This is a genomic window from Mesorhizobium sp. M0615 (assembly GCF_040320805.1).
Taxonomy (GTDB): Bacteria; Pseudomonadota; Alphaproteobacteria; order Rhizobiales; family Rhizobiaceae; genus Mesorhizobium.
In genome coordinates this window covers 194,349-208,159 of the sequence record NZ_JAMYQI010000011.1, presented here as the reverse complement: position 1 = coordinate 208,159, position 13,811 = coordinate 194,349, and the positions used below count along the sequence as shown (strand labels likewise).

12 protein-coding genes and 1 pseudogene are annotated in these 13,811 nt (G+C 60.5%); 1 reads left to right on the top strand and 12 read right to left on the bottom strand.

What is annotated here, in order from left to right; translation table 11 throughout:
* Positions 1–72: 72 nt before the first annotated feature.
* The 12 genes and pseudogenes from NKI46_RS21150 to nanR all read right to left on the bottom strand — a co-directional run bounded on the left by NKI46_RS21150 (position 73) and on the right by nanR (position 11,053).
* A complete protein-coding gene (locus tag NKI46_RS21150) occupies positions 73–486 on the bottom strand; it encodes a DUF4112 domain-containing protein (protein WP_352747766.1) in 414 nt (137 codons plus the stop codon).
* A gap of 1 nt (position 487) precedes the next feature.
* The gene (locus tag NKI46_RS21145) at positions 488–982 is read right to left on the bottom strand and encodes a YidB family protein (protein WP_023682271.1); all 495 of its coding nucleotides are present in this window, start codon (positions 980–982) and stop codon (positions 488–490) included.
* 36 nt (positions 983–1,018) lie between these two features.
* Positions 1,019–1,267: pseudogene (locus NKI46_RS21140) on the bottom strand (hypothetical protein); the annotation flags it as partial.
* Between the two features lie 155 nt (positions 1,268–1,422).
* Complete coding sequence (locus tag NKI46_RS21135; RefSeq protein ID WP_352747763.1) at positions 1,423–3,396, bottom strand: D-apionate lactonase family protein; 1,974 nt, start codon at positions 3,394–3,396, stop codon at positions 1,423–1,425.
* A complete protein-coding gene (locus NKI46_RS21130) occupies positions 3,393–4,487 on the bottom strand; it encodes an ABC transporter ATP-binding protein (protein WP_352459452.1) in 1,095 nt (364 codons plus the stop codon). Before NKI46_RS21130 ends, NKI46_RS21135 begins: the two co-directional genes overlap by 4 nt.
* Positions 4,488–4,499: 12 nt before the next feature.
* Complete coding sequence (locus NKI46_RS21125) at positions 4,500–5,348, bottom strand: carbohydrate ABC transporter permease (RefSeq protein WP_023827582.1); 849 nt, start codon at positions 5,346–5,348, stop codon at positions 4,500–4,502.
* A complete protein-coding gene (locus NKI46_RS21120; RefSeq protein WP_245264397.1) occupies positions 5,348–6,343 on the bottom strand; it encodes a carbohydrate ABC transporter permease in 996 nt (331 codons plus the stop codon). The genes NKI46_RS21125 and NKI46_RS21120 overlap by 1 nt, the downstream gene beginning before the upstream one ends.
* A gap of 30 nt (positions 6,344–6,373) precedes the next feature.
* Positions 6,374–8,029 carry an extracellular solute-binding protein gene (locus NKI46_RS21115; protein ID WP_023739346.1) on the bottom strand — a complete coding sequence of 552 codons (1,656 nt, stop codon included), beginning with the start codon at positions 8,027–8,029 and terminating at the stop codon, positions 6,374–6,376.
* A gap of 120 nt (positions 8,030–8,149) precedes the next feature.
* Complete coding sequence (locus NKI46_RS21110; protein WP_023739345.1) at positions 8,150–9,202, bottom strand: NAD(P)-dependent oxidoreductase; 1,053 nt, start codon at positions 9,200–9,202, stop codon at positions 8,150–8,152.
* 14 nt (positions 9,203–9,216) lie between these two features.
* The gene (locus NKI46_RS21105) at positions 9,217–9,993 is read right to left on the bottom strand and encodes an HpcH/HpaI aldolase family protein (protein WP_023749392.1); all 777 of its coding nucleotides are present in this window, start codon (positions 9,991–9,993) and stop codon (positions 9,217–9,219) included.
* A 47-nt stretch (positions 9,994–10,040) separates the two neighbouring features.
* Positions 10,041–10,346: a putative quinol monooxygenase gene (locus NKI46_RS21100; protein ID WP_023669450.1), complete on the bottom strand. Its 306-nt coding sequence runs from the start codon at positions 10,344–10,346 to the stop codon at positions 10,041–10,043.
* Complete coding sequence (gene nanR, locus NKI46_RS21095) at positions 10,346–11,053, bottom strand: transcriptional regulator NanR (RefSeq protein WP_023693327.1); 708 nt, start codon at positions 11,051–11,053, stop codon at positions 10,346–10,348. Before nanR ends, NKI46_RS21100 begins: the two co-directional genes overlap by 1 nt.
* A 1,103-nt stretch (positions 11,054–12,156) precedes the next feature.
* On the opposite strand from nanR, the gene NKI46_RS21090 reads away from it, so the two are divergent.
* Positions 12,157–13,794 carry a methyl-accepting chemotaxis protein gene (locus NKI46_RS21090; RefSeq protein ID WP_023689447.1) on the top strand — a complete coding sequence of 546 codons (1,638 nt, stop codon included), beginning with the start codon at positions 12,157–12,159 and terminating at the stop codon, positions 13,792–13,794.
* Positions 13,795–13,811 lie beyond the last annotated feature (17 nt).

Below are 13,811 nucleotides of genomic sequence, written 5' to 3'. Positions count from 1 at the left end.
ACTCAAGCCCCAGCGCCCCTGTCGGTTCCGAGCCTTTTAGAAGAATTGCATCGCGACGATTGGTTATCCGCCTCACTTGTTGATGTGGCGGCGCAGCAGAGTGATGTTGCGATTGTTCGCCTTAAAATAGACGTCGAAGATCGAGCCGAGAATTGGGACACTTCCTACGAGCGTATCCAGCAGCACGTTGCCTAGCATGCGGGCGACCAACCCATTTCCGGCACCGACGTTTCGAGCTCGCAAGACGATGTAGGCCGAGACAATGCCCGTTGCCGCATCTCCGAGTACGGGGACCAGACCTACGAGCGCATCCAGTCCAAAACGAATTGATGTGCCTGGAATGCGCCAGCGGGAATCGAGTAGCGCGGCCAATAGATCCAACTCGGCAAGTACGTTTGCTGTATGACCACCGTGACCGCCCTGCCCGATCGTGCCAACTCGCGCGCCAGTACGATTTAGTATCTCTCCCTGATGGATAGCCGTCACCTTAGATATCGCTTTGGCCGCCTGAATTCGCTTGCGTCCTGTGCGATGGCACGTCGTCGAGCAAGGTCGTCTCACCGGAGCTTTTCGGCGCCTCAACGGGCAATTCACCAGTAGGCGTCATTTTGCTGACGGCCTCAGGCAAATCTCGCGTGATCCGGCTTATGAGCTCCTCGCGCGAAAGGCCGGTCTGCATCGAGAGGGAAGTCAGGGTGTCTTCGTCTATGGCTGCTTCCACCTCGCTTGGCTGGATCGGCTCGTTCGGCCCGGTGCCTACCCACGAATCGACCTTCGATCCGGCGCCTGCCCCTCTGAACCGGTCGAGAATATCGCCAAGCGCGGTCCCCGAAACGCCTTTTGAAAGCTGATCCAGAATCCCGCCTTGCGGATCATTTGGGTTGCGATCACCCGCTCCACGGATCATGTCGCCGATCTTGTCGCGATTTTGGTATGCCAAGACGCCGAGCATCGCGATCGCCAATTTTCCCAGGTTAGCCATTGGTACCTCCACTGTTCAATGGACAAGGGCTCAACATCACAAAAGTTCCGACTGGCGACGATCTAATTGAATAAGGGCTGGCGTATCGACACAGACGTGAGCGGTGCTGCCTAACCGGCTTGTTTCCGTTTGCGGTGCGGCTTCGGCCTCGCAGACGTTGATCGTGCGAAGCTCGTTGCCTGCCTGATCGCGCATGCGCACTAACCATCCGGTCATATCGTCATCGCCCAGATCAGCCAACAGGCCGATTCCGCAACGGATCGCTTCGGCGCGAGCGGCCTCAAAACTTGGCGTCTCGGCAGGCGGAACCTAGCGAGCCTGGTCGCCGTGGCGATAGTAGAACGTATAAGCGAGATGGATTCCACGCGCTGCCTTAGAGTATGGAACTACCACCCTCATCTTTGACGGGGGTTTGGCCAAACAGCGAACATCGGCTAGGCCTAAGACGATCGATCGAGGTCGACTCGCGCGACGGCGTAGGCGCCAAGCGAGATGCTTTGATCATCCAGCGGTCTTGCGGAACTTTCCATGAAGTCGGGATCGGTTGCCGCCCGCTCGAACTGCTCGGCGCCGAGAAGAGCAATGCGGGCGCTGCTCGGCGAATCCGAAAGCCGCACAGATTGCGTCTTGGCGGTAAGGTTAGCGACCCACAGGGTCACGCGGCGATCTTTTTCAGCCGCGATCGTGGCGACGCCGTCAGCGCCGGAAGTTCCTACGGACAGCAAGGTGGCTCCGCCGAGCTTTGAGAGACCAGCCAAGACATGGAAAGCGGGATAGACCGTTGGGCCATCCTGCTGATCATACCATGGCTGCACGAAATCAGCCTTCCTATGGATTTGGCCAAAGGGGCCGGCGAAGTCACCGAACGCGACGGCCTCGATTCCTTCGCGAGCGCAGGCCGCGAAATATCCGACAGTCCAAGCCGCATTGAACAGCCCGCGCTGACGAGGATCAATGCGCGATAGACAGACGCGAGCGTTCGCTTCATTCGGCGTAGTGGATTTTCCGTATGGGTTCTCACGGCAGCCGAGCTGGATGGGACCGATACGCAGTGGCAAGCGTTCCCCCATGAAAGCATGCGCGGAGCGGATTAGATGGGGCATTGCCTGAAGTGTCTCCATCACCGAGACATCATCTGCGGCGTGCACGCTGGGACAGGTGGTGAAGGTCACGTAGTCGAGCGCTTCGGCTGGCGGACGCTTGCGGTTGAGTTCGGTGAAGTAAGCGGCCATGCCGCCGCCCAGCGCGATGCCCGGGAAAGCCCGGCGAGCGGCGGAGTAGCTTTCGTGGAAGCTGGGCATAGTCGGCCACGGTGCTCCCGGCTGTACGGATGTCATGTCCTGCGCCGGAAAGACGGAGACAGCTTCTAGTTTGAGGCCGAGTGAGTGGACAGCATCCGCGACCGGCGCCAATTCGCCGAATGGATCGCGCGTGCCCTTGGTGATAATCTCGAGGACCACTCCAGCGCCGGTCAGCCGTGCGAGCGCGGCGTAGCTTTCTAGTTCGTCCTGGCCGTGTGCGATCCGGAGATCGACCTGGCAGACCATCCACTGGGGAGCCATTCGTCGTAGGAGCTCGGGGGCTTCGAGCGCGTGCTTTGCCTCGTCGGCGGCGACGCCGACGCCAGTGCGGGGCACTCGGCCGACCGGTCCGCCGATCGTCAGGTTGATGAGTGGATTGCGATTTTCAGACGTCCCGGCAGGGAGCGTTCCTGACACGTGAAGCCGGACGGCCTGCGTGAATTTCTGGCCCTTGGGCAGTCTGTAAGGCCACGGGCGACGCAGAGGGCGGACATATGTTTTATACGAGGCGTCAGACCAATTGCGTTGGTCCTCCATCTCAAAGGCATCACCCTCCATGGTGCATGTCGCCCAGATCCCAGGCGCGATCTCGTGCGACAACGCCCGGATGTCGGTGAACGGACATTTTGGATCGATGTGGTCCGGAAAGAACGATAGCTCGTCGTGACCATCCTCATGCAGCACCTTTATCGGCTTGCCGGCTAAGCCCTCGATCGGATGAAGGACGACGAAGCCGGTCCGATTCGTCAAAAGGTCAGTCTCGGGCTCTGCCTCCGCCACAAACGACAGCGCACCATCGCCACGGCCTGAGACGCGCGCCCGGTAAATCAGGCGGCCGGATGTTGCAGCACATGTTGCACGGTATTCAATGGCGAACGCATCCGGCCTCTCGTCGATCCGCAGATCATCGAGAACGGTGGTACATGTTCCCCAGTTTTCGTCCCGTACAAGAAACGAGATTCCGCGCAAAACCTCGATCGTCCCAACGTGGATGTAACGCAACGCCCCATTGTCGAACGCGACCGACAAGGATCCGGCGCGCAGCGTGCGCAGCGGTGCCTCGAGCTCTTCGGTGCCACACAAGCGGACTGCCAGGGAAGCTGCCGAGGTCAAATTGCGCGCTCCGTCGTGGCGTCGAAGATCGAGGCCCGGTTCATGTTGATGTCGATCGCAAGCTTCTCGCCCGGACGGCTGACATCGTGCGCCTGCAGCTCAGCCATCACCGGCGCGCCGGCCAGTCGGAATGTCGCGTAACTGCGCGAGCCGGTCGGCTGCAGCAGGTCGATCGTTGCCTCATAGCGAAACGTGCCCTGCTCCGGCGTTGCAGTGTGCGCACGAGTGAGGTGTTCTGGCCTCAACCCGAGCAGCACCTGCTGTCCGTCCGCGACGCCCTTCAGCCCCCTGCCGGGCGCTAAAGGCAGCAGTGCATCCGCGAGCCGGATGGCAGCGGCGCCTGCGTCCAAGGCAAGGGTACCTGGCAGGAAGCTCATCCGCGGCGAACCCAGGAACCCAGCGACGAACGTTGAGGCCGGGTGCTCGAACAACTCGAGTGGCGCGCCCTGCTGCTCTATCAACCCGTCGCGCATCAGCACGATGCGGTCAGCCAACGTCATCGCTTCGATCTGGTCATGGGTGACGTAGATCATCGTTGTCGCAATGTCCTGGTGAAGGCGTTTGATTTCGCCGCGCATTTCGTCGCGAAGTTGTGCGTCGAGGTTGGACAGCGGCTCGTCGAACAAAAAAATGCGGGGGTTGCGGACTATGGCGCGGCCGATGGCGACGCGCTGGCGCTGGCCACCTGACAATTGGCGCGGAAAACGCCCCAGCAACGGAGTGATGCCAAGCATGCGTGCCGCCTCGGCGACGCGCAACTCGACCTCTGGCTTCGGCATCTTGCGAGCCTTGAGGCCAAAGCCAATGTTCTTGGCCACGCTCATATGCGGATAGAGCGCATAATCTTGAAACACCATTGCCACGTCGCGATCGCGCGGCCGGAAATCATTAACCACCTCGCCGCCAATCTCGATCGTGCCTTGTGAGCTCTCCTCCAGTCCTGCGATGGTCCTCAGCAGAGTGCTCTTGCCGCAACCGGAGGGCCCAACCAGGACCGTGAACTCGCCGTCGCGGATGTGGAGGTCAATGCCGCGCACGGCATGGAATGCGCCGTAGCGCTTGTGCAAGCCGGTAATTCTGACTTCGGCCATGCGGGAGCTTTCCTAACCGCGAACGGCGCCGAGCGTCAGCCCGCGCACCAGATGACGTTGAGCAAGGACCCCAAGGGCGATCGATGGCACAAGGGAGACGATGGCAAGGGCCGCGGCTTCGCCATATTGCGCGCCCTGGAAGCCGATGAAGGCGCGGAAGACCGTTGGCAGTGTAAAGGCAGTTCGGCTGGTCAAGATCAGAGCGAAGAAGAACTCCGTCCAGCATGCAATGAAGGCGAACACAGCCGCCGCGACGATGCCCGGTGCTGCGAGCGGCACGGCAACGCGCCAGAACGCCTCCCATCTCGTGCAGCCATCGACGAGGGCCGCCTCCTCCATCGACTTCGGCATGCCGCGGAAATAGGCGAACATCATCCACACCGAGACCGGCAGCGTGAAGACCGTATAGGCGATGATCAGGCCGACATGAGTGTCGTAGAGCCCGACCTGGCGATAGATCAGGAACACCGGCAGCACGATCCCGATCGGCGGCAAAAAGCGCTGCGACAGCACCCAGAAAGACAGATGCTTGCCGCCGGTGTCGTAGCGCGCCAGGCTATAGGCCATCAGCGTGCCGAGCAGCGCCGAAAGCACCGTGGCCGAAAGCGAAATAATCAGGCTGTTGATGAGCCCGTCGAGACCACGATAGGCGAACAGCGCAGCTTTGTAGTGGACAAGCGTCGGAGCGGCGGGGAACCAGACAGGCGGTACGGTGAGGTAGTCGTCGCTGGGCTTGATGGAGGTGTTGAACATCCAGTAGAGCGGCCACAGCACGAACACCAGGAAGAACCCCAGCAGCAGAATTCGGCCGATCGGCAACGACCGGCGTTTCCTGCGGCGGGCGGGCGCGACGGCGGCCATCAGACCGGTTCTACCTTCAAGAGCCGACGCACCAGCAACGTCACGATGAGCGCCGTAAAGATCAGGAACAGCCAACTTCCTGCTGTTGCCTGCGACAGATGAAACTGTGTGAAGCCGATGGTATAAAGATAATAGGAGGCCGTGTAGGTTTGTGTTCCCGGGCCACCCCCTGTCATGATGAAAATGGTGTCGAACATACGGATTGCGTCGAGCAGACGGAAGGTCAGCGCCAGCAGCATCATCGGCCCGAGATGCGGGAGCGTGATCGCCCAAAAAACCTGCCAGGCGTTGACGCCGTCGAGTTCTGCCGCCTCATAGAGATTGGGTGGGATTGCGGTCAGCCCGGCGAGCAGGATGACGAACATGAACGGCGTCCACTGCCAGACATCGGCGATGATCAGCGAGACGTAGAGCCACGGGCGCTCCGTCATCCAGCCGATCGTAACCTCCTGCCCCAATAGTTGCGTCAGGATATAGTTCGTCGGTCCGAAAGGCCGCTGTAAAAGCAGCGTCCAGGCTTGGCCGACGATGACCGGACTGATGAACAGCGGCACGATCAGGATCGACATGATCACACCGCGGCCCGGAAAGCTGCGCACCATTGTCAGCGCCACCAAGAGGCCGAGAACGAATTCTATAGCGACGCTGATGCCCGACAGCGATGCTGTCAGCAACAGGGACCAACGTGCTACGGGATCGAACACGACCCGCTCGAAGTTCTTCAATCCGACAAAGGCGTGGCCCGGCACCTGGAAGTCGTAGTTGATGAAGGATACCACCAGCGAGAACAGAAGCGGATAGATCGACAGTGCCAATATCAGCAGCACAGCGGGGGCGACCAGCAGCCACTTGAAATGACGGTCAGCCCATTGGGCAAAGGCAGACAGCCGGGGCGGTGCGCCGGCGGCCTTCAAATGGCGGATCGTGGCTGTGGGCTGCATAGGCGTATCCAATCGCCGCTTAGCGGGGAGGTGTTGCGAGCCAAGCGCCCGCAACACCAATTGCTCCAGAGAGTCCGCCTCCCTTCAGAGGGTGACCGCCATGCCAAGTTTTTCCACCGTGTTGTCGGCGGTGGCGCCAGGCAGTTTCAAGAACTCGGTGTAGAAGCCCTTCTGCGAATCCACACCCAGTCGGTCGGTCGTCTCGTTCCACTCGGCGGCCGCCGTTTCAAGCGACGCCTTCGGATCCGCACCAGCCCACACCGCCGTGCACATGCGATCGATGCTCAAGAAGTAGTCCTGCGCGCCTGGCATGATCGGGTCGAGCAGACCGACATTTGCCGAGTTGTTGAGGTTGGCAAGGTACTCCTTGGCACTCGGGAAGAGCGCGCCGTAGAGCTCGGACTTGAAGTGCGAGATGCGGTACGGGTCGCGTAGCGCGTAGGGCAGCATGCAACGTGCCAGCGAGACGGGTGGCGAGCATACCCACTGCATGAACAGATACGCCGCCTCAGCGTTGGGCGAGTCGGCCGACAGTGCCTTGTTGTAGCCGGTGGCATGTTCCGGATTTCCCGGAACCACGGCATAGCCGACCTTGCCGGCGATTTGGGACTGCGGAATGAAGTTGATTGCCGTGGCCGACTGCGAATAGTTGGCCGCCATACGGCCGCTAGGAGGCCAGGAATAGATCATCGCGACTTTGCCGGTCAGGAAAGCCGCCCACAAGGAGACGGCGTCGAGCTCGTTGTTGCCGGGGATCGAGGCCTTGTTTGCGGCGAGCATGTTTGTCAGCGTCTTGACGCCGGCATCCGAAACCAAACCTGCCTTCATGTCGTCGCCGAAGAGTTTTCCGCCGTTGGCCCGGTACTGCTGCAAAAAGTCGAACTGATTGCCGGGGCTGCCCGCCTTGCGGAAATGTCCCGCGCCATAGACCTTTGGCGCCATCTGGTCGGTGATGAACTGGGCGATCTGGGCATATTCTTCCCATGTCTTGGGCGGTCCAAGCTTGGCGTTGAACTTCGCCTGGTAAGCCTCCACCATTTTAGGGTCCTCGAAAATGTCCTTGCGGTAGTAGAGAGCGAACATGTCGCCGTCGTCGAAGAACCCCCAGATCTTACCCTTGTAGGTCGGCAGCGCCTTGTACAGGGGATGATAGTCCTCGAGGTCTGCCGGGTTCATGTATTTGGCGATGTAGTCGTCTAGAGGGGCGATGACGCCGCCATCGGCAAGCGACGGCGTCCAGGCCGGCGAGATGTCGAGGACGTCATAGGCACCCGAGCCGGCGATGTGCTCGGCGACCGCCTTGGAGTACTGGTCCGGGTTCGACAGCTCGACGACATTCGACTTCATCCCGGTAAGCTGCTCCCACATCGGCCCACTGAAATTGCGCGGGTCGAGTGCCTGCAGGCCAGCCTCGTAGGTCATGTTGAGGGTGACGCCCGAATGCGCCTTGGCCGCCTCCGCCGCGCGAAAGGCGGAACCGTCCGCAGGCCCTTCCTTCGATGCTTTCAGGGCTGCGGCCTGCGCCTGGCCGAGCGGCGACGTGCCGTCCGCCAATTCCAATGTTTGCTGCGCCAGCGCCCAATCGGTCATCATCCCCAGCAGCGGGCCGGACACGGCCAACATGCCGGTCATCTGACCGAAGCGGGTGATGAAAGTTCGGCGGGTGGTTTCGCCGCGCATGAAGGCGTCGACCTCTGCTTCGAGACCTGCCTGAAAGTCACGTTTTTCACGATCGTTCATAGTGCTTGGTCCTCCCATTTTCCTTTTGCTTCACTCGTCCGCCGGCGCAGCGGTCAAGCATTTCCTCCCGTAAGGTCGCCGCAAACAGGCCGCGGCGGCGCGCCGAAAATCAGTGTCCTCCTAGGTTCCAAAGCGGGCGGCGAGCCCAGACAGCCTGGTCTTCCACAGCTCGCTCGAAAGCACCTCGCGATTGACCACGCCGCGCGGCTCGCGACCACGCTGCACCTCCATTACCGCTTTGACGTCGGCGGCACCGTTGCCGGCAAAGCACTGGTCGGTCCAGCAAAGCGCGTGCGGCGCCAGGATGACATTGTCGAGTTTGAGGATCGCATCGTCTGCCTCGGGAGGCTCTTGTTCCAGCACGTCGAGACCGGCGCCGGCGATGCGGCGCTCCTGCAGCGCTTGCGTCAGCGCTTTCTGGTCGACGATCGGGCCGCGCGCGGTGTTGATCAGGTAAGCTGTCGGCTTCATCAGCGCGATCCGCTCCGCATTGACGATGTGGTGGGTCTGGGGCGACAGGGGGCAACTCACCGACAGCACGTCGGCGCAGCGAAACAGATCCTCCAGCCCGACCAGCTCGACGCCCAGGTCGGCAGCGACCCCCTTGTCGGCAAACGGGTCATGGGCAATGAATTGCATGTCAAAGGGCTTCGCCAAGCGGAAGACCTCGGCACCGATGTTGCCGATGCCCAGCGACCCAAGCGTACGCCCGACGAGGCCGACCCCCATATGTTCGGAGCGCTTCTCAAAACCAACAGACCCTTTGCGGGTGAGCGCGTCCTTTGTCAGCAGCTTGCCGGTCAGCGCCAGCATGAAGGTGATGACGGATACGGCGACGGGCCGTCGCACGCCATCGGGCGTGATGACCAAGGCAATACCGGCTGCGGTGCATGCCTCAACGTCGACAGTGTCGTAGCCGACCCCGAAGCGGGCAACGACGGCCAGGCGGCCGCTCCTGGGGACACTCGTGGCATCGAAACGATGGGCGAGGAGGATCAGCGCATCGAAATCCTCAAGTTGGTCGGCGCGAAGCGGACTGTTTGACTCGAGGAACACCATCTCGACACCTGTCGCATTGCGCAGCGGTTCCAGATCGAAATCTGGGTAGGTCGGCGAGCCGTCCGGCCTGCGGAAATCACCGGAAAGCGCCACCCTGAATTTCACGCTGTCCATCGTCTCCTCCGCTCCTATTGGCACCCGGCCCGGATCTTGGAAACCGCGTCGGCGATCGCGTCGTGCAGGACCCAAACGTCGCCTGAATAACAAATGAAATCGAAGCCCTGTGCGTAGAACTCGTGTCCCTGGGCGACGTTGGGCACCAAGCGTCCAAGCGATTTGTTGTGCTTCTTGGCGGCGGCAACGATTTTGGCCATTGCAGCAGTGAAAGTGGGGTGGGCGAAGTCGCCAGGAATGCCGAGCGAGACGGACAGATCGAAATGTCCGACCCAAAGACAATCAACCCCGTCCAGTCCCGCGATGCCGTCAATGTTCTTGACGCCGTCGGCGGTCTCGATCAGGCAGATGAACGTGGAGCGCTTGTTGGCGGCCTCGAATTTATCAGCGACCGAGCCTGGGCGGTAGCGGTCATGAGCGATCTGCAGCGCCACACCGCGGGCGCCGGCAGGGTGGTACTTCATGGAGTTGATGATGTGCTGCGCCTGTTCGACGCTGCTCACCATCGGCGCGATCAGGCCTTCGGCGCCCATGTCCATGGCGCGGGCGAGGAAATGGTAGTCCTGCGACGGCACACGCACCATGACCGGCAGATCGGCCGCCTCGAAATAACGGATCGCACTCTTCAGCGTTTCCAAGCTAAATCCCGAATGCTCCATGTCGAAAAAGACGAAATCGCAGCCAGCGGACTTCAGGATGTGACCGATTCCCGGCGTGGCGAACTCGGCGACGAGCGTGCCGAGCTTGACCCGCCTGTGAGAAACTAACGCCCTGAGACTTGGCTCCGACATGCACTTCCTCCCGTTCGCCCCAATGGGCCAATCCGCCTATGTTCGCCTCAATGCGTGGCTTCAAGAACGAGGTCGCAGGTCGTCACCAACTTGGTCACGACGAGCGGCGCGCTCTGCGTATTGAATTCGTCGAAATGAGCGGTGCGGCAGTGGTCCTCGAATGCGGCCTCGCTATCGTAAATCTCATAGAGCAGGACCCGATCCAGTTCGCCGCGCGCCTCCGTCACGTCAAAGCGGCGGCAGCCGGCCTCGGTGCGCATCGAGGCGGTCGCATTGGCGTCGACAAGTTCTCGGAATCTGTCCCGGGCACCAGGCCTCAGGCGGAAATCGACCCAGACGACAAATCCGGTCATCACTTGGGCCTCGCAAGTTGCAGATACCGCTTGGCCACATATTCGAGATGGCTGCGCATGGCCGCCTCTGACGCGTCTGGATCGCGCGCGGCGACGGCCTCGAAGATTTCGCGATGAGCCTGGTAAGCCTTGCGGTCTTCACCCTTGGCCAATGTGGTGCGACGCTGTTCGAGCAACCATTCAGCTAAGGCCGCGTGAATAGCTGTAAAGATCCGATTGCGGGTGATTACCGCCAGCACGTAATGGAAGTCTACGTCCGTGCGCTCGAAGCGCGCCAGATCGCCGATCGACTGCCGGTTGAGTTCGAGCGCCTCCTTGAGGCTTTCAACGTCTTCCGGGGTAGCATGCACAGCGGCGTTGCGGGCAAGACCGACCTCGAAAAACAGCCGCGCGCTCTGGAAGTCGTGAACCCCTCCCGGCGCCGAAATCATGTGCCGAGCCGGCCCTGAAAGGGCGTCGATCACGAATTGAGGAGTGGGTCGAGTGACGCGGGCACGCTCCCCCGATTTTATCTCGACAAGGCCCATTTTGCTCAGATGCAGCAGGGCCTCACGGATGGAAGGCCGCCCTACCCCGAACTGCCGCATGAGTTCCCGTTCAGATGGGAGACGGTCGGCTTCGGCCAACTCTCCCTCTCGGATCATCCGCTCGAGGTGCGCTGCCACCTCGTCCGAAAGCTTCCGCTGTTTGATCAGAACTCCGATCATGTGGCATACCTGTTATACCAATTAGGTACGTTATGATCCCATAGCACCCCTTGTCAACGAGATCTAAGCATCCGGTGGCCGGGCCCTTAAAGCGACTCCGTCGTTGTCGAGGCGTCCTTTGCGACGCCTTCAATGTCTTCACGAAGATTTCAGTAACTTGAGGGAGAGCGAGCACAATCTGCTCGGTGTTCCGATCGGGAACGTCTTCGAACCCTGGGTCGGTGGTCAGTTTGAACCTGCGGTGTGGACCCCAGGAGTGCCACCGGGCCGTGTGCTGGCCGAGACCTACCCAACCGCCTGCTTATGAGCTGGGACATGAGCCCTCGATGGCAAGTAGACCTCGACCTGAGCAAGATCAGCGAATGGAAGCGGGTTCACAGCCGAGGCGGAAAACGCGAACTCTCGCTGCTGGACCCCTTTGGCAATACGCCTGCTCCATCTCGTAATCTTTTTCCCCGCCGCAATGTCGCAAAGGAAGGGATTGTCGGGTTAGTCCCCTCTACGCTCCAGAGCGCTCGTCACGTTGTGCTCATCCTTGTGCGGTTGGCGGCCGCCGCTTGAGGATGCGCATTTGAAACTGTCTCAAGATCATTTTAGTCCTGAGGGGCCTCAGGCGGGGGCGCTTGCCATTTAGTTATCGTCACCTGCGCATGTCGAACCCGTACTCGGCGCCAATCTACGCGCTGGCCAGTTTGCGACATGTGGTTTCGGCGATCCGCTTTCAGTGCGACGATCATGCTGGACGGCTGATATGAGGCGCGTTCCCGCCTGGCAGCTTAGGGGCAGCAAGCAGGACGTCGGCTTTCTTGCCTCGACCTGGCCTAAGCAGTCATTCAATTCGTGGCCTCAAGCAGCTCGTCCACGCTCCTCCTGACGCGGCGTGCCATCCAGCCGATCTCGGGCTGATGTGCGTGGACGGCAGTCGTCCTTTGACCACCGCTTCTGGCGGCGCCGATTGGCGAGCCGCCTCGCCATCATTAGCTATGGAACGGAAAAGAAACCATTCAGCATCAGACTACCGCTTTTCGACGCACCTTTTCGAATATGTCGGAACGAGCGCTTGTCGCGCAGCCCACGATGCCCCCCATTGGTGAACCGGTTCCATGAAGAGTCTGACAATACGCCACCGCATCCTCGTCAGTTTCGCAGCCGTTCTGGTGGTCATGTCCGTGATAGCCCTCATCGCGTACGCCTGGTTTCTTCAGGCGGGGGAGGAGGCGACTGAGGTCGAGAAGGGCATCCTTCCGGACCTTTATCACAGTACCGAGATCATGACGGGCCAGATGGCGGCCCATAGTCTGCTTCAGGAATATGCCCTTCAGGACAACCCGTCAGACAGAAGCACGGTTGAAAACGCGATCACGACCAATCGCAACCAGGTGCAGCGGTCGATGGACGACTATGAGGCAACGATCGTCTCCGATATCGACAAGCAGAATTATGCAGCCGTCAAACAACTCGCCAACCAATTCCGTCTGGCTGAAACTGCTGTGCTGGAAACAAGCCGGGCTGCCTTGTCGAAAGGTGAAACTCCCAATGAAAGCCCAGCTATCAAGAACGAAGTAGAGCCGATCTTTGTAAAATTGCAGTCCGCTCTGCAGGCCATGGTTGAGGATCACAGAGGCGAGGCAAACAGCGCGACGCAGCGGATCAGCTCGATCGTCAGAACGGCCGAAGTCGGTTTGAGCGTTGGCTTGTTGATAGCCCTCGGGCTAGCCCTTCTTTTGGGTTACCAGCTGTTTCGCGCCATTACAGGTCCGCTCACCCGTTTGGTCGACGCGGTTCAATTGATGCGGCAAGGCGACTTCAGCGAACGGCTCGATCTGAGGCGCCGAGACGAATTCAGCGTGCTTGCCGACGGCTTCAACGCAATGGCGGACGATCTCACAACCCTCATTGGTCAGGTTCAAAGGTCCAGCATACAGGTCGGCACGTCGATAACTGAGATCGCCGCCACCTCCAAGCAACAGCAGGCAACTGCGACTGAAATCGCAGCGACCACAACAGAAATCCGAGCGACAGCCAAGGAAATCTCCGCCACATCAAACGAACTGGTCCGCACGATGAACGAGGTCTCCACAGTTGCCGAACAAACCGCTGCCGTGGCTGGCGGGGGGCAAGCGGGGCTGACCCGTATGGAAGAAACCATGCAGCAGGTCATGGAAGCGGCTGGCGCGATCAATTCCAAACTGGCGATCCTGAGCGAGAAAGCCGGCAGCATCAATCAGGTGGTGACGACCATCACCAAAGTGGCCGATCAGACGAACCTGTTGTCGCTCAACGCTTCCATCGAGGCGGAGAAGGCAGGCCAGTATGGCCGGGGTTTTGCAGTGGTGGCGACGGAAATCCGAAGGCTCGCGGACCAGACAGCTGTCTCCACCTACGATATCGAGCAAATGGTCAAGGACATCCAGTCGGCAGTCGCGGCCGGGGTGATGGGCATGGACAAGTTTTCCGAGCAGGTCCGTCGGGGTATGCAGGACATCCAGCAGGTCGGCGGGCAACTCTTCGAGATCATTCAGCAGGTTCAGGGGCTGGTGCCACGTTTCGAAGTCGCCAATGAAGGCATGCAAGCACAGGCGACCGGCGCGGGGCAGATCAGCGACACGCTAACCCAGCTAAGCGAGGCAGCTCAGCAAACAGTCGAGTCCCTTCAGCAATCGACGCTCGCGATCGACGAGCTCAATCAAGTCTCAGGCGGCATGCGAAGTAGCATATCGAGGTTCAAGCTACGAGCATAGCGAGCCGGCAGTAGGAG